We start from the raw sequence: 22,313 nt of genomic DNA on the forward strand, positions 1-22,313 counted from the left end.
GCTTTTTCGTGAATTCGATACGCGCCAGGCATCGATCTGATAGCGTCATGGCAGTAACGAAAATCCAGTTCCGGGCGTATATTCGATAGCGAATTGCAAGCGAGGATGAGAGCCATGTCGGCCGTAACAGTCAGCGACGAACACGCCGCGTCAGACAAGACAAAGGTCCTTCAGCCGGCCTGGGTGCGGGCGCTGCATTGGACCAATGCCGTCGCGATGGTCCTGATGATCATGTCAGGATGGCAGATCTACAACGCCTCCCCGCTATTCGGCTTTGCGTTCCCCCGCTCGATCACGCTGGGCGGCTGGCTCGCCGGCGCGTTGCTCTGGCATTTCGCCGCGATGTGGCTGTTGATGGTCAACGGCCTGATCTACCTGGTGCTGGGCTTTGTCACCGGCCGATTCCGCAAGAAGCTGCTGCCGATCACGCCGGAGGGCGTGATCTCAGACACCAAGGCGGCACTGACCGGCAAGCTGTCGCATGACGATCTCACCAAGTACAATTACGTGCAGAAGCTGCTCTACGCCGGCATCATCGTCGTCGGCATCCTGATCGTGCTGTCAGGTCTGGCGATCTGGAAACCGGTGCAACTACAATACCTGACCGCGTTATTTGGCGGCTACGATGCCGCCCGTTACGTCCATTTTTTCTGCATGGCGGCGATTGTCGCCTTCATGGTGGTTCATGTCGCGCTCGCGCTTCTGGTGCCGAAGAGCCTGCGCGCCATGATCATCGGCCGCTAATTCAAGGGAGCTCCACCATGGGCCGCATGCGCAAGCTTCTGATCCCCGGCGTCGACAAGGCGCTTCTGGTCAGAGACGCCGTCAAGACCATGCCGGATCTCACCCGCCGGCGCTTCATCTCGGGCGGCGCCAGCCTTGGCGCGCTGACCCTTCTGACCGGCTGTGATGTGACCGACAGCTTTTCGGCCGAAGAGATGCTGAAGCAGGTCTCGAAATTCAATGATGGCGTGCAGGCATTGATATTTAATCCAAACGCGATGGCGCCGACCTTCCCGGAAAGCGCCATTACAAAGCCGTTCCCGTTCAATGCCTATTACGATCTCGATGAGGCGCCCGAAGTCGACGGCAAGACCTGGAAACTCGAGGTGCGTGGCCTCGTTGAAAACAAGAAGTCCTGGACGCTGGACGAGCTCTACCAATTGCCGCAGGTCAAGCAGGTTACACGCCACATCTGCGTCGAGGGCTGGAGCGCGATCGGAAGTTGGACCGGCACGCCGTTGCGCGATTTCCTCAAACTGGTCGGCGCGGATACGCGCGCGAAATATGTCTGGTTCCAGTGCGCCGACAAGGACGGCTACAATTCGCCGCTCGACATGGCGACCGCGCTGCATGCACAGACCCAGATGACGTTCAAATTCGGCGACGAGATCCTGCCGCGCGCCTATGGTTTTCCGATGAAGATCAGGGTGCCTACAAAACTCGGCTTCAAGAATCCGAAATACGTGATGTCGATGGAAGTCACCAACGAATACAAGGGCGGCTTCTGGGAAGATCAGGGATACAATTCGTTCAGTGGGAGTTGATCCGCCTCGTCGTCCATGCGAACGCAGGAACCCATACCGCGTGATCTCGCTATTTCATGCTGGAGCTAGCTGCTGCTCTCCAACTGAAGCCTGTGGTTATGGGTCCCTGCGTTCGCATGGACGACGATGCGGATAGATAATGCGTCACGGCAAAGATTTCTGCACCAGCCTCTTCTGAAACGCCGACAGCACCGCACCTATCGCCAGCATCGCCGCGGAAACGTTCAGCGCAAACGACAGGCTGCCCAGCGCATCCGTAATTGCGCCGACCACGATCGGGCCCAGCGTTTGGCCGATGCCGAATGAAATCGTCATCGCCGCAATCGCGGTTGGCCAGGCCTGTGGCGGGTAGTTGAAGCGCACGAAGGCAGTGGTGGAGCCGACTACGGCGAAGAACGCCACGCCGAACACCAGCGCCGATGTTGCGAGCAGCCACACCGAATGCCCGAAGATCGGCATCGCCGCGCCGATCGCGTTGACGCCGAGAATGATCATGGTGGCGAGGCCGCCGCGGTCGAGCGCCAGCACGCGTCGCCATACCCAGGGCGTGATAAAAGCGCTGAGGCCGATTAGGCTCCAGAACGCGCTCTGTGCCACAGCCCCGCCGCCGGCGTCGCGCACATAGGCGATCATGAAGGTCATGTAGGAGATGTAGCCGGCGCCGAACAGGAAGTAGCCGGCGAGGTAGATTACGACCGGTCCGACGGAGAATTTGGCGGCCGTCGTTTCCGCCAGCGCTGCACCGGCATGAAACGGTGCGAGCAGGACCGGGATGGCCATGACCAGCGCGAGCGCCGTCATCGCCCACCAGACAATCCACCATGATCCCGGCCCAAAACCCTGCAGCACGAAGGGCGCCACCAGTCCCGACGCCAGGATGCCGATTCCGGGGCCGGCATAGAACAGGCTCAGCAAAAAGTTCGCCCGTTCAGGGCGCGACTGCGCGATCGTTGCCGCCAGCGCGCCGCCGCCGATGAATCCGGCCGCGGCGCCGACGCCCGCCAGAAGCCGCGCAAAACTTAGAACGTAAAAATTGCCTGTGATGGCGCAGAGCGCCAGCGATAGCACGCAGGCCAGCGTTCCCCATCGCACCGAAGCCGCCAGTCCGAACCGGCGGATCATGCGCGAAGCGAACAGGGCGCCCGCGAGATAGCCGGCCGCGTTGATGGTGTTCATGAAACCGGCCGCGGAATAGCTCCAGGCCAGCGTGTCGCGCATATCAGGCAGCACCAGCGCATAGGCAAAGCGGCCGATGCCGAGACCGACGGTCGGTGCCAGCGACAGGATCAGGATCAGCCGCGCGGGATGCGCGTAACTCGCGGGACGGTCGGGGGCGTGCAAGGAATTTCTCCGGCGCGCCGCTATTGTGGCAGGCCAGCGGAGGATTGCACAGGCGGTGAGACCGCAATGGTGTCTTGCCAATCGTGCAATGCCGCTCTAGCACTCCCGCGGAATTTCCTTCGCTTGTCATGTCCGGGCCCGGGCATCCATCCAACTTCAGAAGATATTGCGAAGCGGGATGGATTGCCGGGTCAAGCCCGGCAATGACGAACAAAACGTAATCTCGAGGTAAACGAACCATGGCGACCCATAAATTGCTGCTTCTTCCCGGCGACGGTATCGGCCCCGAAGTGATGGGCGAGGTGCAGCGCCTGATCGATTGGCTGAACGCGCAAGGAATCGCGTCATTCGAGACCGAGCAGGGCCTGGTCGGCGGGTCGGCCTATGACGCGCACAAGGTCTCTATCAGCGAAGGCGACATGGCCAAGGCAACGGCTGCGGACGCCATCATCTTCGGTGCGGTCGGCGGCCCGAAGTGGGACAGCGTGCCCTACGAGGTGCGCCCCGAGGCAGGTCTCCTGCGCCTGCGCAAGGATCTCGGTCTGTTCGCCAATCTGCGCCCCGCCGTGTGCTACCCGGCGCTCGCCGATGCCTCCAGCCTGAAGCGCGAGGCGGTCGAAGGCCTCGACATCATGATCGTGCGCGAACTCACCGGCGGCGTCTATTTCGGCGAGCCGAAGACCATTACCGATCTCGGCAATGGCCAGAAGCGCGCCATCGATACGCAAGTCTACGACACCTATGAGATCGAGCGCATCGGCCGCGTCGCCTTCGATCTGGCGCGCAAGCGTCGCAACAAGGTGACGTCGATGGAGAAGCGCAACGTCATGAAGTCGGGCGTGCTCTGGAACGAGGTCATGACTCAGGTGCACGCGCGCGAATACAAGGACGTGACGCTGGAGCACCAGCTCGCCGATTCCGGCGGCATGATGCTGGTGAAGGCGCCGAAACAGTTCGACGTCATCGTGACCGACAATCTGTTCGGCGACATGCTGTCCGATATCGCGGCGATGCTGACCGGATCGCTCGGCATGCTGCCTTCGGCTTCCCTCGGCGAGATCGACTCCAAGACCAAGAAGCGCCGCTCGTTGTTCGAGCCGGTGCATGGCTCCGCGCCCGACATCGCGGGCAAGGGCCTCGCCAATCCAATCGCGATGATCTCCTCGTTCGGAATGGCGCTGCGCTATTCCTTCGACATGGGCGCGCTGGCCGACAAGGTCGATGCGGCGATCGCGGCGGTGCTGGCCAGCGGCTTGCGCACGGCGGACATCAAGTCCGAGGACACGACGGCTGCCTCAACCACGCAAATGGGCGAGGCGATTCTGAAGGAATTGCAGAAGCTGCACGCGTAAGCGATAGGCTCGTAGCCCGGATGGAGCGAAAGCGAAATCCGGGGATCCAGCCACTTGCGAGAGAGAGCCCGGATCGCGCTTGCGCTCCATCCGGGCTACGCGCGCACGCGTAACCCTGCTTTCGCAGGACGACGCCGTGCGTTTATGCAATCGCAATCAATACAGCGGGAAGCGCTGCGGATAGCCACCCATGTCCGAAGGTGGGTTGAGCGGCTGGCGGTCGATCGGGCGGTTGAGGTTTTCGCGTCCGAACGACGGATATCCCAGATCCGGCGGGAAGGCGTAATCCTGGAACTTGCGGTCGCCCGGCAGCACTTCCGTGCCGGCATCGAGCCAGGAGCGCGTGGTGACGTAGACGCGAGTGCGCGGGCCCTGCTGGTAGGACCGGTTGGGACCGTTCGGGCCGTAATAGGGGCGGCCGTCGCGATCATGTTGCTGCCGGGACTGAGCGCCGGCGGAGGTCGTGCCAACGGCGACGAGGGCGGCCGCGGCAAGCAACATCGCGAGCTTGCTCGCAGCAGGGAATTTTCGGGTCATTGCATCCTCGTCATTGTCCGCCCGTGACGGGCTGGCGGATCGCCAAAGCTGGTTGCGCGCATTCTAGCCAGGGTGGGATCGCCGTCGCTAGGTCAATTGAGCCACACCGTGCCGCAATAATGCGGTGCGAAGCGAAAAAGTTTCATGAAAACCAGTGTCTTGGCCGCTTGTTGCCACAATTGTGAGGGGCGGCGAAAACGACCGCGCCGCCGCCGGGCTCAAAAAGTGCCGCGCAGCCGCGGATTATCTGCGCCCATCACCCAATCCGCTGATAAGGCCGGTGTGCCGGCTATCGCGCAATTGCTGCGCCTGACTTCGGTACGGGCGAACAATTCCGTAAATTTGGTATCGTTGCCGGCTGAAAGCAGGACCGGCCGATTCAGTATGCACCCGATCGCGGCGCGGCGGGCTGGCATATCCTCGCCCAGGCATGACCAGCCGGAGAGCCGGAATTTCGGCTCATCGACGTGCTTGAAAAATCGCAGGCACGCGTGGGCGGCCTCCGTAATGCCGATCCGGCGAAACAGGATCACGGTCCCGAATTTGCTGTCGATGATCCCTGCAGCCTCCAGCTCGCGTGCGCCAGCCGGATCCATCCGTGCGGCGAGGTAGCCGGCCGCCGAGCCGACCTGATCGACCTCTTCGCCTGGACGATAGATTTCAAGCTGCGCGACCGGCACACCTCCGGTGCCGCTCCAGTGGAACACGTCCTTGCGGCCGCCCTCGGAATGCCGAAAAATCTCGTAAGTCTCTGTCTTACCTGGAAAAATGAGCTGGCTTACGGCGAACGCGGGCACCGTGCGTGCTGCCTCGCTCCAGGCTTTGGGAGACGTCTCCATCGTCGTGACATCGGGCAAGTGCTGCCATAGCGCGATACCGCCAAGGGCCATCAGCGCCAGCGTCATCAGATAGGCGCAGAGCCGGGCCAGTGTGCCGCAGACCTCGTCCACGAAGCTTGCCAGCACCGGATGAATTCTCGTCCTATTATGGGAATCGGCCGAACTGGCCGGAAACGAATGCATCAAACGCCCAAACGCAACCGCCAAACGTTGTCATATCGCCGTTTCTCGCATAGAAGCGCTGCCTTCTCCCTTTCCGCTTGAGGCGGCGGGGCGGCATTTTTCCTCGGAGAGTGAACGATGGGTTACAAAGTCGCTGTCGTCGGTGCGACCGGCAATGTCGGGCGCGAAATGCTCAACATTCTCGACGAGCGCAAATTCCCCGCCGACGAGGTCGTGGTGCTGGCCTCGCGCCGCAGCGTCGGCGTCGAGGTGTCCTATGGTGACCGCATCCTGAAGGTGAAAGCGCTCGAGCACTATGACTTCTCCGATGTCGATATCTGCCTGATGTCGGCAGGCGGCTCGGTATCGAAGGAATGGTCGCCCAAGATCGGCGCCGCCGGTGCGGTCGTGATCGACAATTCGTCGGCCTGGCGGATGGACCCGGACGTGCCGCTGATCGTGCCGGAAGTGAACGCCGATGCGGCCGCCGGTTTTGCCAAGAAGAACATCATCGCCAACCCGAACTGCTCGACCGCGCAACTCGTGGTGGCGCTGAAGCCGCTGCATGACAAGGCCACCATCAAGCGCGTGGTGGTCTCGACCTATCAATCGGTCTCGGGCGCCGGCAAGGATGCGATGGACGAATTGTTCTCGCAGACCAAGGCCGTCTACACCAATGACGAGCTGATCAACAAGAAATTCCCCAAGCGTATCGCCTTTAACGTCATCCCCGAGATCGACGTGTTCATGGAGGACGGCTACACCAAGGAAGAGTGGAAGATGATGGCGGAGACCAAGAAGATTCTTGATCCCAAGATCAGGCTGACCGCCACCTGCGTGCGCGTGCCGGTGTTCGTCGGTCATTCGGAGGCCGTCAACATCGAGTTCGAAAACCCGATCTCGGCCGACGAGGCGCGCAACATCCTGCGCAACGCGCCGGGTTGCCTCGTGATCGACAAGCAGGAGCCCGGCGGCTATGTCACGCCCTACGAGGCGGCCGGCGAGGACGCCACCTATATCAGCCGCATCCGCGAGGACGCGACGGTAGAGAACGGTCTCGTGCTGTGGTGCGTGTCGGATAATCTGCGCAAGGGCGCAGCCCTGAACGCCGTCCAGATCGCCGAATGCCTGATCAACCGAAAGCTGATCACCGCAAAGAAAAAGGCGGCGTAGCGAACAATTCGTAGGGTCGGCAGGCGCGCTTGCGCCGTGCCCACCAAATCCCTGCATAGCTCTTGGAGAGATGGTGGGCACGCTTCGCTTTGCCCCTACACGACCCTAGTATCGGAGGAGCTGGATCACATGACTGAACAGCCGGCTCCCGGTCGTCCCGATCCGAACCTGAAGCGGGTTGAGAGAGGCTTCGAAGGCCTTATCTTCAACAGCCGTTGGCTGATGGCGCCGTTCTATTTCGGCCTGGTCGTCAGCCTCGCCGTGCTGCTCTACAAGTTCGTTGTGCTGCTCGCCGAATTCGTCCTGCATGTGCCACATGCGAAAGAGGCGGACATCATCCTGGGCGTGCTCAGCCTGATCGACGTCTGTCTCACCGGCAACCTGATCCTGATCGTGGTGTTTTCAGGCTACGAAAACTTCGTCTCGCGGATCGATCCTGCCGGCCATCCGGACTGGCCGGAATGGATGACCAAGGTTGACTTCGGCGGACTGAAGCAAAAGCTGCTCTCTTCGATCGTTGCGATTTCGGCGATCCAGGTGTTGAAGGCCTTTATGAACATTGACGTTGTGTTCGATGCCCAGAAGCTGGGCTGGCTGGTCGGCATTCACCTGGTATTCGTGCTCTCGACCTTGCTTCTCGCCCTGTCGGACCGCTGGAGCGGCGGCGATCATGGCGGCCCGGGGCGCTGAGCCGGTCGCGTCAGGACGAGGGCAATGTTTCCCTGACGCTGCGAAATTCCTTCGCAGCTTGATCGAGCACGAACAGCGAGCCTTCGGCAACGCCGAAATAGGCGCCGTGCAATTCCATTTCGCCGCGCTCGACGCGGGCGCGCACGAACGGGAACGTCATCAGGTTTTCCAGGGAGCGGAAGATCGCAGCTTTCTCGATCCTGATCGTGAACTCCTGCATGGTCTCGCGCTCGCGCTGTTCGACCACTTCGCCCGGCTTGATGAACATCGCCATCCAGCGGCCGATGAAATCGCCCGGCGACAACGGGTCGATCTTGTCGATGAAGGCGCGGATGCCGCCACACTGGGCATGGCCGAGCACCACGATATGTTTGATGCGGAGCACGCTGACGGCATATTCCAGTGCCGCGGAGACGCCATGGGCGCCGCCGTCGGGCTGATAGACCGGCACCAGGTTGGCGACGTTGCGCACCACGAACAGCTCGCCGGGGCCGGCGTCGAAAATCACCTCGGGCGAGACGCGGGAATCGCAGCAGCCGATCACCATCACGGCGGGCGACTGGCCGCGCTCGGAGAGTTCCCGGTAGCGCGTCTGTTCGGTCGGCAGCCGCTGCGAGGCAAACGCCCGGTAGCCGTCGAGCAGATGTTGTGGGAATGACGATGCCATGTTTCCGTGCCGGTCCTCGGCCATGCCTAACCATAAGCCGGCGGCAGGAACAAGGCTTTCAGGCGGCCGCGCGAGGTGATATCGCGTGGGTTCACGAGGACCTCCGAGGAAATTTGCCATGATCCGTCCGCGCCGCAGCCTGTTGTTCATGCCGGGATCGAACGCGCGGGCGCTGGAAAAGGCGCGCAATCTGCCGGCCGACGGCATCATTCTCGACCTCGAGGATTCGGTGGCGCCGGATGCCAAGGCGATGGCCCGTGACCAGATCGCCAAGGCAATTGCGGCCGGCGGGTTCGGTAAGCGGGAGGTGCTGATCCGGGTCAACAGCCTCGATACGTCATGGTGGGTCGAGGACGTCACCATGGCCGGCAAGGCCCGGCCCGACGGCATCTTGGTTCCCAAGGTTTCCACCGTCGCCGATCTCAACGCCATCGCCAACCGCCTGAGCGACATCAACGCCGATATGTCCATCCGGGTCTGGGCGATGATCGAAACCGCTCGTGCGGTGCTCGATGCCGACAAGCTCGCCGCGGCGGCGAGGGATTCGGAAACGAGGCTTGCGGGATTTGTGTTCGGCCCGAATGACATTTCGCGGGAAACGCGGATCCGCATGCAGCCGGGCCGCGCGGCGATGATCCCAATGATCACGCATTGCATCCTGGCGACGCGCGCGCACGGGCTGGAAATTCTCGACGGCCCCTACAGCGACATCAGCAACATTGACGGCTTTGCGACTGAATGCGCGCAAGGCCGCGACCTCGGCTTCGACGGCAAGACGCTAATCCATCCGAGCCACATCGAGGCTTGCAACGCCATCTTCACGCCGCCGGCCGAGGAGGTCGAACAGGCCCGCAAGATCATCGCGGCGTTCGAAAAGCCGGAAAACGCCTCGCGCGGCGCAATCCAGCTCGATGGGCGAATGGTGGAGCGGCTGCACGCCGACATGGCGCGGCGGACGATTGCGATTGCGGACGCAATCGCGGCCATGGGGCATTGAATCACTTCAGCGTGATCCATTTTCGTCATGCCCCGCGAGGCGGGGCATCCAGTATTCCGTGACAGCCGATCTTCATGCAAGCAGTGCGGCGTACCGGATCATCCGCTTTCGCGGATGATTACGGGCGGAGCTGTTCGTTAACGAGCACCAAACTTCTCCGCCGCCCAGGCATACAGGCTGCCTGGAATTGGCTTTTCACCGCCGCGGCCCTTTGGCGAGATGTGCAGGCCGATGGTCTGGGGATCGTCGAGCAGGGCCGAAAAATCCATCGGCTCAAAGAACAGCTTTGGTTCGGCATGGACCGCGTAGAACGACTGCTTCGGCAGCGCGTGATGCAATTCGTTCGCGCGGCGCGCGAGTGCGGTGAGCGCGGCGGGGCCGTAGATGGCGACGCGGATATCGGAGAGGCGGCTCGATCGGCGGCGCAGCTGGCGCAGCATGAAGCTGAGGCGATGGCGCAGCGCCAGCCAGTCCGGCGTCAGATCCTCCTGCTCCATCAGTTCCTCGAACGCCTGCACGATCGGATCGTTCGCAGACAAATACAAAACCGAGTTGCCGAGCTGGCGCCGACGCTCCCACGCGAAGTAAGGCTTTGCCGGATCGATCTCGACCGGCTTCAGCAGGAGAACGTCGGCGTCGAGCCACAATCCGGCGTTTTCTGCCATCAGTCGCATGCGGAAGAAATCGCTGAACTGCAAAATGGTCCAGTCGCGCCAGCTGCCATCCGGCTCGGGTGCGCGCAGCCGTTCGGAAAAGGAATGCGGCAGGATCGCTTCGGCTTCGGCGTTGCCGACGCCGTCGGGCAGGCCGGGCAATGGATCGAAACTGTAGACGGTGACCTTGTGGCCGGCGGCAACCTGCGACCTGAGGCAGGTCAGCCGCAGCCCGTCGAGCGGGCCGTGCCAGAAGGTGACGACGTCAGGCCGCATCCGCGCCGCCTCCTTAACAAAAGAGCCCCGATTTTCGTCGGGGCTCTCGTAGCACAATCAGGCCCAGGCGCGCTCTTTCTTCAGCTTCGCCTCGTAATCGTCGATCGAGGATTTCTTTTCCATGGTCAGCCCGATGTCGTCGAGGCCGTTCATCAGGCAATGCTTGCGGAACGGGTCGATCTCGAACTTCACCTTGCCCCCGTCGGGGCCGCGGATTTCCTGGTTGGGAAGATCGATGGTCAGCGTGGCGTTGGCGCCGCGTTCGGCGTCGTCGAACAATTTGTCGAGGTCTTCCTGAGAGACGCGGATCGGCAGAATGCCGTTCTTGAAGCAGTTGTTGTAGAAGATGTCGCCGAACGAGGTCGAGATCACGCAGCGGATGCCGAAGTCGAGCAGCGCCCACGGCGCGTGCTCGCGGCTCGAGCCGCAGCCGAAATTATCGCCGGCGACCAGCACCTTGGCGTTGCGATAGGCCGGCTGGTTGAGGACGAAGTCCGGATTCTCGCTGCCGTCATCCTTGTAGCGCTGTTCCGAGAAAAGGCCCTTGCCAAGGCCGGTGCGTTTGATGGTCTTCAGGTACTGCTTCGGGATGATCATGTCGGTGTCGACATTGATGATCTTCAGGGGGGCAGCTACGCCTTCCAGTGTGGTGAACTTTTCCATCGATCGCACTTCCCGGTTGAAAGGTAGGACGGGCCGCTGATTTATCGCGAATATGGTCGCGGTAAAAGGCCAATTTGCGCATAGGCCGCCTGTTTTGGCGCGAACCGGCCTAGTCTGCGGCAGCCTCGATCGCCTCCATATCGGCATCCGACAGCCCGAAATGATGCCCGATCTCATGAATCAGGACGTGGCGGACGATGTGGCCGAGCGTCTCGTCATGCTCGGCCCAGTAATCGAGGATCGGCCGGCGGTAGAGCCAGATCATGTTGGGCAGGCGGGCGATGTCGTCATGGCTCTGGTGCGGCAGGCCGACGCCCTGGAACAGGCCGAGCAGGTCGAATTCGCTTTGCGCCTGCATTTCGTCGAGCACTTCGTCGGTCGGAAAGTCGTCGACGCGGATGATGACTCCCTGGCACAGGGTTCGAAACGTCTTTGGCAGGCGCTCGAACACCTCATGCGCCATGGCTTCCATTTCGGCGAGCGAGGGGGCTTTTGCTTCGGTCCACATCAGGACGTATTTAGCGTGTGTTGTGCCTGGGCGCATACTGGTTTTGCGAGTTGACCTCGGCGTTCCAATCGGAGACCGTACGGGCGCTATCAGGCGTGGGTGGACTTAAGATGAAGCAGATTGTGACGGTCGCCATTTGGGCTGCTTTTGCCGGGTTCTTGGTCCCCAGTACGATGGCGCACGCACAGATGGCATCACCGGAACTGCGGGTCGCGACGTCGTCGAAGCCGGTCGTCACGGATCTGTCCGCCCAACGCCGGCGTCCGTTGCGGCGTGTGCCGATCTATCGGCAGGAATGGGCGCCTGATGTCTACCCGCGCTACAACCCCGGCCCCAATGCCGTGCGCGATTGCACCGCGCATTACGTGCAGGAGTACCGGCCGAGCGGCACGGTGATTACCCCGCGCATGAACTGCTGGTGGCGGCCGGGCTAGATTCGCCGCATCCAATTTCGTCGACGCAACGGGGCCCGACTCTGCGGCAGATGCCGCGCTAGAGTTGCGACGACGGTCGGCGCCGATTTGCCTGCGCGAACATTGCGGCGGACAACGGCCGTGACCGGTTCATGTTCGTGGCGCATTCATTCACACCTCATTCAAGTCACTTGCTTCAGTCTGTACGCGTGTCGCGGTATGCCGTTCAGTTGATGCAAGCCATTCGGCGCAGACGCGCATCCGACCACCTAAGGAGACTGGATATGCAGATGACAAAGGTTCTGGGGCTTGCAGCCGTTGGCGCATTGCTCGCTCTCGCCGCGCCAGCCAATGCGCTGTCGCTCAGCAACCCCGGCGCTGCCGCGGCGGTTCAGGAGGATGCCCGGCTGGCGACGACCGAAGTGCACTGGCGATACCACCGCTACCACCACCATCGTTGGCATCGCTGGCACCGCCACCATCACCATCATCGTCACTGGCACCGCTGGTGAGTGCGACAGGTTAGCGCAGATATCCGACAGGCCCGTTCATTGCGGGCCTGGTTCGTTTGAGCCGCGCCATGAACCGGCGAGATTGCTGCGCGTATCTGATCAACTGGATCAGGAGAAGGAATCCGTCATGAAGACCTTGATCGGGCCAGCCTTTGTCGGAACTGCGCTTGTGTTCGCCGGCGCTGCAGCAATCCATCCGGCCGCCGCGGCGCCTCAGGCGAAGACGCAAGCCGTCGGCACATCGGAAGCAACCGATTTCAGCGCGCGCCGTTACCAGCGGCGCCATTATCGCCACCATGTCTATCGGCCGCATTATCGTCCCTACTACGGGTCTTATTATTATTATTACGGACGGCCCGCTTACTACCGGCCGTATCCCTATGATGCGCCGGCGCCGTTCACATTCGGCGTTGGGTTTGGGCCGTTCTGGTGGTGAGGCGTTAGGTCGCAAATCCGGGCGATGATTGTGCCGGCGCGTTTGTCCTTGAGGTCAGCGCATTCATGAGGCGTTCACGTGGTTGTCTCTAACGTCACGTTTGGGGACGACCGCAAATGAACGCGACGGGCCAGCCGCAAGCGGCCCAAGGCGCCGTCGCCGGTTAGGGAGGTTCATCCATGGCAATATCAAATCCTGGACGCGGCCTTGTCCGCTGTCTGGGCGTTACGGCTGCGGCTGCATTTGCGCTCGCAGCCGCATCACACCAGCGAGCTGAGGCGCTCTCGCTTGGGAGTCCCGCGACCGCGCCCTCGGCGAAGTTTGCAACCGACGGGCTAACGACCCAGGTTCAACACCGCGGTGGGATGGGCGGCGGCGGCTTTCGCGGTGGTGGAGGCGGCGGTTTCCATGGCGGCGGCTTTCGCGGCGGTGGAGGCGGCGGTTTCCATGGCGGCGGCTTCCGCGGCGGCGGCGCGGCATTTCATGGTGGCGGCTTCCGTGGAGGCGGCGCGGCGTTTCACGGCGGCGGTTTCAGAGGCGGCGGCATGGCAATTCACCGCGGTGGAGGCTTTCGCGCAGGCCCCGCCTTCCATGGCGGCGGTTTTCGTGCGGCGCCCGTTTTCCATGGCGGCGGATTCGTACATCGTCATGCGTTCCACCGGCCTCACTTTTTCTTTCGGCCCCACTTCGCCCACCGGCGCTTCTTTCATCGTAGATTCTACTACGCGCCGGCCTACTACACGTACCCGGCCTACTATTATCCGCGCCGCTGCCGCGTGATCTGGACCTATTACGGGCCACGCAAGATCTGCAGATATCGCCCGTGGTGGCGGCACCACTATTACGGATTGCCGTACGGCTACTGGTGAGATGCGTTGAAACGAAACAGGCGCCCGGAGGGGCGCCTGTTTTCATCTGGGGCGGATAACCTCGCTGCTCAATCCCAATCCTTGCCGCGCCAGGGCTTGAGCTTCCAAGGTGTCAGCGTCTCCATCCGCCACTGCTGCCAGTGCTCCGGCGGCCAGTGACTGAGGCGTGAGGCTTCCTTGGTGGCGATGGGCTGGAGGTCGACGATGCGCGGTGTCGTACGGCGCCGCACCTGCCGCGTCGCCTCGCTGATCATATCGACAAATTCAGACTTGTCGGTCACGGCCAAAAGTCCCTCGCGAAAGCGCTTCGCAAGGGACCAGTGTGCGCTTTGCCTGTTAACGGGCCGTTTCCGGAACGTCTCGCTATCTAGACAAAGGAAGCGTTAACGCCATTCCCGGACATCGACGAAATGCCCCGCGATTGCCGCGGCCGCGGCCATCGCCGGCGACACCAGGTGGGTGCGGCCCTTGAAGCCCTGCCGGCCCTCGAAATTGCGGTTCGAGGTCGAGGCGCAGCGCTCTTCCGGCGCCAGCTTGTCGGGGTTCATGGCAAGGCACATCGAGCAGCCCGGCTCGCGCCACTCGAATCCGGCCTTGATGAAGATCTTGTCGAGGCCTTCGGCTTCCGCCTGCTCCTTCACGATGCCCGAGCCCGGCACAATCATCGCGTTGACGTTGGCGTTGACCGTCTTGCCCTCGGCGATCTTCGCCGCCGCACGCAGATCCTCGATGCGGCCATTGGTGCAGGAGCCGATGAAGACGCGGTCGAGCTTGATCTCGGTGATCTTCGTTCCCGCCGTCAGGCCCATGTATTTCAGCGCGCGATGTTTTGAGAGCCGCTTGGCCTCGTCCTCGATCTTGTCGGGGTCCGGCACGAAGCCCGAGATCGAAACCACGTCCTCGGGCGAGGTGCCCCAGGTCACGATCGGCGGCAGCTTTGCTGCATCCAGCCGGATCTCGTGATCGAAATGCGCGCCCTCGTCGGAGCGCAGCTTTTCCCAGTAGCGCATCGCGGCATCCCAGTCGGCGCCCTTCGGCGATTTCGGGCGGTCTTTGAGGAATTCGAACGCCTTCTCGTCGGGCGCGACCAGACCGGCGCGCGCGCCGCCTTCGATCGACATGTTGCAGACGGTCATGCGGCCTTCCATCGTCAGCGCACGGATCGCGTCGCCGGCATATTCCAGCACGTAGCCGGTGCCGCCGGCGGTGCCGATCTCGCCGATGATCGCGAGGATGATGTCCTTGCCGGTGACGCCGTCGGGCAATTTGCCGTCGACCACCGCGCGCATGTTCTTCGCTTTCTTCTGGATCAGCGTCTGCGTCGCCAGCACATGCTCGACTTCGGAGGTGCCGATGCCGTGCGCCAGCGCACCGAACGCGCCATGGGTAGAGGTGTGGCTGTCGCCGCAGACGATGGTGGTGCCCGGCAGGGTAAAGCCCTGCTCGGGGCCGATCACGTGGACGATGCCCTGGCGCTTGTCGAACTCGTTGTAATATTCGATGCCGAATTCCTTGGCGTTTTCAGCCAGCGCCTTGATCTGCTCGGCGCTCTCAGGGTCGGGATTGGGTTTTGAACGGTCGGTGGTCGGAACATTGTGGTCGACGACGGCGAGCGTCTTCTCCGGCGCGCGCACCTTGCGCCCCGTCGCGCGCAGGCCTTCGAATGCCTGCGGCGAGGTCACTTCATGCACCAGATGGCGGTCGATATAGAGCAGGCAGGTGCCGTCCTCGGCTTCGTGCACCAGATGGTCGTTCCAGATCTTGTCGTACAGCGTGGTCGGTTTGGACATGAGCGTAAGCTCCAAAGGAAATTCTGTGTGAGCGGTTGAGCGCGAAGGCGCAAGCAAGAGACGTCAGCGCAGCGTCAAGCTGCGCGCGTAAGCTCAGACGTTGCCGAGGTCGCGAACCGTCCGAAGAAGCGGCCGGGCAGCCGCGAGCGATCGTCGATGACGATGGGTGCGACGCGCGAGCCCTCAGAATTCGTCCGATCTAGAACCATTCCAGCCTCATAGCACACGAGATATCTAAGCGCGATATGCGTTTGTTGCCACCGTCATTGCGAGCGAAGCGAAGCAATTCACGTCTCCGCCCGGGGATAGATGATTGCTTCGCTTCGCTCGCAATGACGGGGAGGCGCAACAAAAAAGCGCGGGACAAACCCCCGCGCTTTTCGTCAGATCCCTTTTGGGAAAAGTTACTCGCCGACGGCGGCGGCGCGGTCCTGCTTCTCGACGATGCGGGCCGACTTGCCGCGCAGATTGCGCAGGTAATAGAGCTTGGCGCGACGCACTTTGCCGCGGCGCACCACCTTAATCGAATCGATCATCGGCGACATCACCGGGAACACGCGCTCCACGCCTTCGCCGTAGGAAATCTTGCGGACGGTGAAGCTCTCGTTGAGCCCGCCGCCGGAACGGCCGATGCAGACGCCTTCATAGGCCTGCACGCGGGTGCGCTCGCCTTCGACCACCTTGACGTTGACGATCACGGTATCGCCGGGGCCGAATTCCGGGATCGACTTGGTCGCCGACAGTTTTTCGAATTGCTCTTTTTCGAGCTGTTGAATGAGGTTCATTGAAATCTCCATCGGCGGCGCGCCCAGCCTTTCGGGGGCTGCGCAAACGTCCATCTATCCTGCGCGTGTGCGGATTTGGCGCCCGTATAAGGCATCGGACCGCGCTTGTCACCCGTCTGTCGTGCTTTTTGTGCCTTTTTGGCCGCCCCTCGCGGCCCATAAATCCGGCCGCCGCGCCCGGGTCAGGGCCTCGGCTTCGGCTTTTCGCCAGGCCGCCACTCTGGCGTGGTCGCCGGAGATGAGGACTTCCGGGATGCTGCGGCCCTCGAACTCCTGCGGGCGGGTGTATTGGGGGTATTCCAGTAATCCCTCGGAAAAGCTTTCGTCATCGCCGGAGGCCTGCTTGCCCATCACCCCCGGCAACAGACGCACGCAGGCATCCATCAGGGCCATCGCGGCGATTTCGCCCCCCGATAGCACGTAGTCGCCGACCGAGACCTCTTCCAGGTTCCGCGCCTCGATCACCCGCTGATCGATCCCTTCGAACCGGCCGCAAACGATCAGGGGCCCCGGTCCGGCGGCGAGGTTCGCCACCTGCGACTGGGTCAGTGGCCGACCCCGCGGGCTCATCAAAAGGCGCGGTCGGTCCTGGTCTGCATCCGCGGCATCGATCGCAGCCGCCAGCACATCGGCGCGCAGCACCATGCCGGGACCGCCACCGGCGGGGGTGTCATCGACGCTGCGGTGGCGATCGGTCGCGGAATTCCTGATATCGCGCGCCTCCAACTCCCACAGGCCGGAGGCCAGGGCCCTGCCTGCCAGGCTGACGCCGAGCGGCCCGGGAAACATCTCGGGGAAGAGTGTGAGAACCGTGGCGCGCCAGGTCATCTAAAACCCATCACGTGAGCGTCGGGGCGTCGTCGCCTTCGATTTCCTGCGGCAGTTCGATCACCACGCGACCGCCGGCGAGGTCGACCGTCGGTACGACCGCATTGGTGAACGGCAGCAGCATAGTGGCGCCTTTGGCCGGCGCGATCTCGATAATATCGCCGGCGCCGAAATTATGGATGGCGATGATGCGGCCGAGCGGCTCGTTCGCAGCGTTGACAGCCGCAAGCCCGATCAGGTCGGCGTGGTAATATTCGTCCTCGTCGGTCCCAGGTAATTTGTCGCGTGCGACATAGAGCTCGAGCCCGTTGAGCCGCTCGGCATCCTCGCGGGTGGCAATGCCCTTCAGCGTCGCCACCAGATGGTCCTTTGCCTCGCGGACATGCGTCACCTCGAACTGGCGCGCGCCGTCTTTGGTCGTCAGCGGGCCATAGTGCTTCACGGCCAGCGGATCCTCGGTGAACGTCCACAGCTTCACCGCGCCGCGCACGCCATGCGCGGCGCCGATACGGGCGACGCAAATGGTCGAGGCCATCAGCGGGCCTCATCCTTCGAGACGGCGCGGAGCCTGTCATCGGGCCGCGCTTCGCGCGGACCCGGTGGCCTCTCCTCAGGATGAGGAGCTAGTTCCTCATGCTGAGGAGCACGGCGAAAGCCATGCGTCTCGAAGCACGAGGTCCGCATCATCGTCTACGCCTTCGCGGCGGCTTCGGCGGCCTTGCGCTCCTTGCGCGGCACGGCCTTTTCCGGGTTGTTGCGCGGCGCACGCTTGACGACACCAGCGGCATCCAGGAAGCGGGTGACGCGATCGGACGGCTGCGCGCCCTTGGCGAGCCAGGACTTCACCTTGTCCATGTCGAGCTTCAGCCGCGCCTCATTGTCCTTCGGCAGCAGCGGATTGAAATAACCGAGGCGCTCGATGAAGCGGCCATCGCGCGGAAAGCGCGAGTCGGCGACGACGACGTGATAGACGGGACGCTTCTTGGTGCCTGCGCGAGCGAGGCGGATAACGACTGACATTTAGTTCTCCTGTTGAATACGAAACTCAGTGATGGGAACGATGTGAATTCGAGTCATTGCGAGCTGCTTTTCCCTTGCACCTGTCATGCCCCGCGAAGGCGGGGCATCCAGTAATCGCTCGCATAAGCGATAGAACCGAGAGAACGCGGCGTACTGGATCGTCCGCCCCAGTGCACAATTGCGCACAAGGCGGACGATGACGGCGCGTGTTGGCGAGGCGTCACTTCTTCTTCCCCGGAAAGCCACCGAGGCCCGGCAGCGTCGGCTTGCCGCTGAGGCCCGTAAGGCCCGGCACATTGGGCAATCCCTGGCGCAGGCCGGTGGGGAGATCCTTCGGCAAATTCGGCAGACCGCCGGCGCCGCCCTGCATCTTTTCGGCCAGCGCCTTCATCTCGTCCGGCGAGGGCGGTTTCATGCCGCCGCCGAAGCCCATCGCCTGCGCGATGCCGGCCAGCGGGCCGCGCTTGCCCGAACCCATGGCCTTCATCATGTCGGCCATGTTCCGGTGCATCTTCAAGAGCTTGTTGACTTGTTCGACATTCTGGCCGGCGCCGGCGGCGATGCGCTTCTTGCGGCTGGCTTTGAGGATGTCGGGGTTCTTGCGCTCCTGCCGCGTCATCGAATCGATGATCGCGACCTGGCGCTTGATGATCTTGTCGTCGATCCCTGCTGCCGCGATCTGGTTCTTCATCTTGGCGATGCCGGGCATCATGCCCATCAGGCCGCTGATGCCGCCCATGTTCGCCATCTGCAGCAATTGCTCGCGCATGTCGGTCAGGTCGAACTGGCCCCTGCGCATCCGCTCCGCGGTGCGCGCGGCCTTTTCGGCGTCGATATTCGCCGCCGCCCGTTCGACCAGCGACACCACGTCGCCCATGCCGAGGATGCGGCCGGCGATACGGCTCGGGTGAAAATCTTCCAGCGCGTCGGTCTTTTCGCCGGTGCCGATCAGCTTGATCGGCTTTCCCGTCACCGCGCGCATCGATAGTGCCGCGCCGCCGCGGCCGTCGCCGTCGACGCGCGTCAGCACGATGCCGGTCAGGCCAACGCGCTGGTCGAAGGCGCGGGCGAGATTGACCGCGTCCTGGCCGGTCAGCGAATCCGCGACCAGCAATACCTCATGCGGGTTGGCCGCGGTTTTGATCTCGGCCGCCTCGTTCATCATCTCTTCGTCGAGCGTGGTGCGGCCGGCAGTGTCGAGCAGCACCACGTCGTAGCCGCCGAGCTTGCCGGCTTCCAGGGCGCGTTTTGCAATTTGCGCCGGCTTCTGGCCAGCGACGATCGGCAGCGTCGCGATGTCGAGGTCGCGACCGAGCACCGCCAGTTGCTCCATTGCCGCCGGGCGATAGATGTCGAGCGAGGCCATCAGCACCTTGCGCTTGTCGCGCTGGGTCATCCGGCGGGCGAGCTTTGCGGTGGTGGTGGTTTTGCCGGAGCCCTGCAGGCCGACCATCATGATCGGAACCGGCGGCACGGCGTTGAGGTCGATGGTCTGGCCATCCGCGCCAAGGGTCGCAACCAGTTCATCATGGACGATCTTGACCACCATCTGGCCGGGGGTGACCGACTTGACGACGGTAGCGCCGACCGCCTGCTCGCGGACGCGCTCGGTGAAGCTTCGGACGACCTCGAGCGCAACGTCGGCTTCGAGCAGCGCGCGGCGCACCTCGCGCATCGCGGCGTCGACATCGGCTTCCGACAGCGAACCGCGGCCCGTCAGCCGATCGAGTATCCCACCAAGCTTTTCCGACAGATTGTCGAACAATGCCGTTTGTCCTCTGTCCTGCGGTTGCAGGTCCGCTGCCCTATCTAACCGCCGTCATAGCCCGCGAAAGCGGGGGATCCAGCACGCCGCAGCCTCTCGGTTCAAACGAGCTGCTCTGGGATACTGGATCACCCGCCCCAGTGCGCGTTGCGCACAAGGCGGGTGATGACGACCACTTAAGTGCCCCGGCACCAAACGCCAGGACGATGTTCCAAACACTTTCGCGCCCGAGGGCGCATCGCGCTGTCGGGCGTTGGCCTCCGGTCTCAAGGGCCGGGCGGCGGGTCGAAAAGAACGTCTTTCCGAGAAAGTGCGGGGGTTAAACGCCTGGAAGGGACGAAAGTCAAGGAGAAACTGGGTCGAAATGAATCGGTTATCCGCATAAGCCATTGGAAATGTTCCATTTCTTGGGACCGCTTAGAGCGCCACACTGCAATCGTGCCGCAGGTTCCAAGTTGAGCCGGCACACCCATATAACGTCCCGTGTTCGTCAGCTCTCTCCCGCCCTCGTGATCCACCGTGCCCATCACCCGCCGCCGCGTCTTAGCAATGCTCGCCGGAGCCGCCACGGCCATCGGCGTGCCGTCTGTCTGGATCAGCAATATGAAAACCTATGATGGTCCCGTCTCCGATCATTTCGATGGCATGCGCTTCTACGATCCCGACGGCGTGCCGCCAAAATCATTGGCGGAGGTGCTACGCTGGCAGTTCGGCAGCGACCGCAAGCGCGCGAGCTGGCCGGACTGGATACCCAACGCGCACAGCGACACGCCGCCGCCGCGCGTTTCCGGCGACAAGGTGCGGCTGTCCTTTGTCGGCCATGTCTCCTGGCTGATCCAGACGCGCGATCTCAACATTCTCATCGATCCCGTGTGGTCGCTGCGGGCATCGCCGGTCAGTTTCGCCGGGCCGAAGCGGCACAACGATCCCGGCATCGGCTTCGACGCGCTGCCGAAGATCGATGTCGTGCTGGTGTCGCATGGTCATTACGACCACCTCGACGCCGCAACGCTGTCAAAACTCGCCGAAAAATTTTCGCCGCGCGTGATCACGCCGCTTGGCAACGATGTCACCATGCGCGATGCGGATGCGGCGATCAAAGCCGAGGCGTTCGACTGGCAGGATCGCGTCGAGCTCGGCAACGGCATCGCGGTGACGCTGGTGGCGACTCGGCACTGGTCGGCGCGCGGTCTGTTCGACCGCAACAAGGCGCTGTGGGCGAGTTTTGTGCTGGAGACGCCGGCCGGCAAACTCTACATCGTCTGCGATTCCGGTTACGGCGAGGGCAAGCATTTTCGACGCGTGGCCGAGCAGCACGGCCCGCTGCGGCTGGCGATATTGCCGATCGGCGCCTATGAGCCGCGCTGGTTCATGAAGGATCAGCACATGAATCCGGCTGATGCGGTGAGGGCTTTCACCGACTGCGGCGCGCAAGAGGCGCTGGCGCATCACCACGGCACGTTCCAGCTCACCGATGAAGCGATCGACGCGCCGGTGAATGCATTGGCCGAAGCGCTCAAGGAAGCGAACATTCCGCCGGAGCGGTTCGCGGCGCTGAAGCCGGGGCAGGTTTGCGAGATCTAACCGCCCGTCGTGCCTGCGCCGCTCCTTCGTGCCCCGACCCAGCGCAGCGCGTCGACGATGCGCTGCAGAACCTGGGCCTTTCTTGCCACAAAAAGGCGCGAAAGGAATGGGTCCCGCTCTGCGGAGCAGCGTACCGGACGGTGCTTCGCATCGCCGGGAGCACGCCGCGCACCGCGTCCGGGACACGCGGCGAGCGCAAGCGTCTTTATTCCTTGCCCTTGATCACCCACGATACGCTGACGGTCACCGAAAGCGTTTCCTCGCCTTGCGCCACCGGCGCGCCGGTGGCCATCGGGGCTGCCATCTTGCCGCGGAAGACCGGCGTGGGTGCACCTTCCTCGGTAATGCTGATGGCCTCGCCGAGCGTCACGCCGGCGGCCTTGGCGTAAATCTCGGCCTTGCGGCGGGCATCTGCGATCGCCTTCTCGCGGGCCTCGTCGAGGTACTTGGACGCCTGCGTCACGCTGAAGTGGATGCCGCCGATGTCGGTGGCGCCGGCGCCGACCAGCACATCGATCACGTTCGCCACCTTGGTCACGTCGCGGACCTTGACGGTGACGCGGTTGCTGCCGCGATAGCCGGCGACGGGCGAGGGACCGGCGCGATTTGGCGCATATTGCGGCTGCAGCGATAGCCGCGACGTCTGGTAATCCTTCTCTTCGATGCCAGCGCCCTTGAGCGCCAACAGCACCTTGCCCATCGCCGCATTGTTGGCGTCCGACGCCTCGCGCGCGGTCTTGGCGTCCGAGGTCACGCCGCCGTCGATCTGGGCCTGGTCGGGCGCCACCGATACGTTCGCCTCGCCGGTCACGGAGATCGCAGGTGGCGGCATCGTCTCTGCCAATGCCGGCGCGGCGAGCCACTTAGCGGTAACGACGGCAAGGGCAAGCGCACGTTTCATCCCGA

Annotated in this window: 26 protein-coding genes; 10 read left to right on the forward strand and 16 right to left on the reverse strand. The window is 63.0% G+C overall.

Annotation, left to right across the window (positions count from 1 at the left end):
- Window positions 1-114 precede the first annotated feature (114 nt).
- Both HCN58_RS31145 and HCN58_RS31150 read left to right on the forward strand, forming a co-directional pair.
- The gene (locus HCN58_RS31145; protein ID WP_171583180.1) at window positions 115-744 is read left to right on the forward strand and encodes a cytochrome b/b6 domain-containing protein; all 630 of its coding nucleotides are present in this window, start codon (window positions 115-117) and stop codon (window positions 742-744) included.
- Window positions 745-761: 17 nt separating this feature from the next.
- The gene (locus HCN58_RS31150; RefSeq protein ID WP_171583181.1) at window positions 762-1,547 is read left to right on the forward strand and encodes a molybdopterin-dependent oxidoreductase; all 786 of its coding nucleotides are present in this window, start codon (window positions 762-764) and stop codon (window positions 1,545-1,547) included.
- Window positions 1,548-1,691: 144 nt separating this feature from the next.
- On the opposite strand, the gene HCN58_RS31155 is transcribed toward HCN58_RS31150, so the two are convergent.
- Window positions 1,692-2,888: a YbfB/YjiJ family MFS transporter gene (locus HCN58_RS31155; protein ID WP_171583182.1), complete on the reverse strand. Its 1,197-nt coding sequence runs from the start codon at window positions 2,886-2,888 to the stop codon at window positions 1,692-1,694.
- A gap of 239 nt (window positions 2,889-3,127) precedes the next feature.
- On the opposite strand from HCN58_RS31155, the gene leuB reads away from it, so the two are divergent.
- Window positions 3,128-4,240, forward strand: a complete 1,113-nt coding sequence (gene leuB / locus HCN58_RS31160; RefSeq protein ID WP_171583183.1) for a 3-isopropylmalate dehydrogenase — start codon at window positions 3,128-3,130, stop codon at window positions 4,238-4,240.
- Between the two features lie 156 nt (window positions 4,241-4,396).
- On the opposite strand, the gene HCN58_RS31165 is transcribed toward leuB, so the two are convergent.
- The gene (locus tag HCN58_RS31165; RefSeq protein ID WP_171583184.1) at window positions 4,397-4,777 is read right to left on the reverse strand and encodes a hypothetical protein; all 381 of its coding nucleotides are present in this window, start codon (window positions 4,775-4,777) and stop codon (window positions 4,397-4,399) included.
- 218 nt (window positions 4,778-4,995) lie between these two features.
- Window positions 4,996-5,742, reverse strand: coding sequence for a hypothetical protein (locus HCN58_RS31170; RefSeq protein WP_311966918.1), 747 nt, complete (start codon window positions 5,740-5,742; stop codon window positions 4,996-4,998).
- Window positions 5,743-5,916: 174 nt separating this feature from the next.
- Between HCN58_RS31170 and HCN58_RS31175 the strand changes: the two genes are divergently transcribed.
- Both HCN58_RS31175 and HCN58_RS31180 read left to right on the forward strand, forming a co-directional pair.
- Window positions 5,917-6,951, forward strand: coding sequence for an aspartate-semialdehyde dehydrogenase (locus HCN58_RS31175; protein WP_171583186.1), 1,035 nt, complete (start codon window positions 5,917-5,919; stop codon window positions 6,949-6,951).
- Window positions 6,952-7,080: 129 nt separating this feature from the next.
- Window positions 7,081-7,641 carry a TIGR00645 family protein gene (locus HCN58_RS31180; protein ID WP_171583187.1) on the forward strand — a complete coding sequence of 187 codons (561 nt, stop codon included), beginning with the start codon at window positions 7,081-7,083 and terminating at the stop codon, window positions 7,639-7,641.
- Between the two features lie 10 nt (window positions 7,642-7,651).
- Here the strand turns inward: HCN58_RS31180 and HCN58_RS31185 are convergent, their stop codons facing one another.
- A complete protein-coding gene (locus HCN58_RS31185; RefSeq protein WP_171583188.1) occupies window positions 7,652-8,308 on the reverse strand; it encodes a carbonic anhydrase in 657 nt (218 codons plus the stop codon).
- Between the two features lie 118 nt (window positions 8,309-8,426).
- Here HCN58_RS31185 and HCN58_RS31190 point away from each other — a divergent pair, with 118 nt between their 5' ends.
- Window positions 8,427-9,305 (forward strand): HpcH/HpaI aldolase/citrate lyase family protein, encoded by an 879-nt coding sequence (locus tag HCN58_RS31190; protein WP_171583189.1) that lies wholly within the window; start codon window positions 8,427-8,429, stop codon window positions 9,303-9,305.
- 137 nt (window positions 9,306-9,442) lie between these two features.
- On the opposite strand, the gene HCN58_RS31195 is transcribed toward HCN58_RS31190, so the two are convergent.
- The 3 genes from HCN58_RS31195 to HCN58_RS31205 form a co-directional block, all read right to left on the reverse strand.
- Window positions 9,443-10,234 carry a hypothetical protein gene (locus HCN58_RS31195; protein ID WP_171583190.1) on the reverse strand — a complete coding sequence of 264 codons (792 nt, stop codon included), beginning with the start codon at window positions 10,232-10,234 and terminating at the stop codon, window positions 9,443-9,445.
- Between the two features lie 57 nt (window positions 10,235-10,291).
- Window positions 10,292-10,897 (reverse strand): 3-isopropylmalate dehydratase small subunit, encoded by a 606-nt coding sequence (gene leuD, locus HCN58_RS31200; protein WP_028348459.1) that lies wholly within the window; start codon window positions 10,895-10,897, stop codon window positions 10,292-10,294.
- Between the two features lie 109 nt (window positions 10,898-11,006).
- Entirely contained in the window at window positions 11,007-11,405 is a 399-nt protein-coding gene (locus HCN58_RS31205) for a metallopeptidase family protein (protein ID WP_171583300.1), read from the reverse strand.
- A gap of 110 nt (window positions 11,406-11,515) precedes the next feature.
- Between HCN58_RS31205 and HCN58_RS31210 the strand changes: the two genes are divergently transcribed.
- From HCN58_RS31210 to HCN58_RS31220, 3 genes are all read left to right on the forward strand, one after another.
- Entirely contained in the window at window positions 11,516-11,839 is a 324-nt protein-coding gene (locus tag HCN58_RS31210) for a hypothetical protein (RefSeq protein ID WP_171583191.1), read from the forward strand.
- A 269-nt stretch (window positions 11,840-12,108) separates the two neighbouring features.
- Window positions 12,109-12,330, forward strand: a complete 222-nt coding sequence (locus HCN58_RS31215; RefSeq protein ID WP_311966919.1) for a hypothetical protein — start codon at window positions 12,109-12,111, stop codon at window positions 12,328-12,330.
- 127 nt (window positions 12,331-12,457) lie between these two features.
- Window positions 12,458-12,766: a hypothetical protein gene (locus tag HCN58_RS31220; RefSeq protein WP_171583193.1), complete on the forward strand. Its 309-nt coding sequence runs from the start codon at window positions 12,458-12,460 to the stop codon at window positions 12,764-12,766.
- A 335-nt stretch (window positions 12,767-13,101) separates the two neighbouring features.
- Here HCN58_RS31220 and HCN58_RS37260 read toward each other — a convergent pair whose 3' ends face one another.
- The 8 genes from HCN58_RS37260 to ffh form a co-directional block, all read right to left on the reverse strand.
- A complete protein-coding gene (locus tag HCN58_RS37260; RefSeq protein WP_171583194.1) occupies window positions 13,102-13,476 on the reverse strand; it encodes a hypothetical protein in 375 nt (124 codons plus the stop codon).
- Between the two features lie 227 nt (window positions 13,477-13,703).
- Window positions 13,704-13,916, reverse strand: a complete 213-nt coding sequence (locus HCN58_RS31230) for a hypothetical protein (RefSeq protein WP_171583301.1) — start codon at window positions 13,914-13,916, stop codon at window positions 13,704-13,706.
- A gap of 102 nt (window positions 13,917-14,018) precedes the next feature.
- On the reverse strand, window positions 14,019-15,425 hold the full coding sequence (gene leuC, locus HCN58_RS31235) for a 3-isopropylmalate dehydratase large subunit (protein WP_171583195.1): 1,407 nt from the start codon (window positions 15,423-15,425) through the stop codon (window positions 14,019-14,021).
- Window positions 15,426-15,829: 404 nt separating this feature from the next.
- Complete coding sequence (gene rplS / locus HCN58_RS31240) at window positions 15,830-16,210, reverse strand: 50S ribosomal protein L19 (RefSeq protein ID WP_057837799.1); 381 nt, start codon at window positions 16,208-16,210, stop codon at window positions 15,830-15,832.
- Window positions 16,211-16,318: 108 nt separating this feature from the next.
- Window positions 16,319-17,038: a tRNA (guanosine(37)-N1)-methyltransferase TrmD gene (trmD, locus tag HCN58_RS31245; protein ID WP_171583196.1), complete on the reverse strand. Its 720-nt coding sequence runs from the start codon at window positions 17,036-17,038 to the stop codon at window positions 16,319-16,321.
- Between the two features lie 10 nt (window positions 17,039-17,048).
- On the reverse strand, window positions 17,049-17,573 hold the full coding sequence (rimM, locus tag HCN58_RS31250; protein ID WP_171583197.1) for a ribosome maturation factor RimM: 525 nt from the start codon (window positions 17,571-17,573) through the stop codon (window positions 17,049-17,051).
- 155 nt (window positions 17,574-17,728) lie between these two features.
- Window positions 17,729-18,058, reverse strand: a complete 330-nt coding sequence (gene rpsP / locus HCN58_RS31255) for a 30S ribosomal protein S16 (RefSeq protein ID WP_171583198.1) — start codon at window positions 18,056-18,058, stop codon at window positions 17,729-17,731.
- A gap of 220 nt (window positions 18,059-18,278) precedes the next feature.
- Window positions 18,279-19,823: a signal recognition particle protein gene (gene ffh, locus HCN58_RS31260; RefSeq protein ID WP_171583199.1), complete on the reverse strand. Its 1,545-nt coding sequence runs from the start codon at window positions 19,821-19,823 to the stop codon at window positions 18,279-18,281.
- Between the two features lie 519 nt (window positions 19,824-20,342).
- Between ffh and HCN58_RS31265 the strand changes: the two genes are divergently transcribed.
- Window positions 20,343-21,407 (forward strand): MBL fold metallo-hydrolase, encoded by a 1,065-nt coding sequence (locus HCN58_RS31265; protein ID WP_311966920.1) that lies wholly within the window; start codon window positions 20,343-20,345, stop codon window positions 21,405-21,407.
- 205 nt (window positions 21,408-21,612) lie between these two features.
- Here the strand turns inward: HCN58_RS31265 and HCN58_RS31270 are convergent, their stop codons facing one another.
- Window positions 21,613-22,308 (reverse strand): SIMPL domain-containing protein, encoded by a 696-nt coding sequence (locus HCN58_RS31270; RefSeq protein ID WP_171583201.1) that lies wholly within the window; start codon window positions 22,306-22,308, stop codon window positions 21,613-21,615.
- Window positions 22,309-22,313 lie beyond the last annotated feature (5 nt).

This window comes from Bradyrhizobium australiense (assembly GCF_013114825.1).
Lineage (GTDB): Bacteria > Pseudomonadota > Alphaproteobacteria > Rhizobiales > Xanthobacteraceae > Bradyrhizobium > Bradyrhizobium australiense.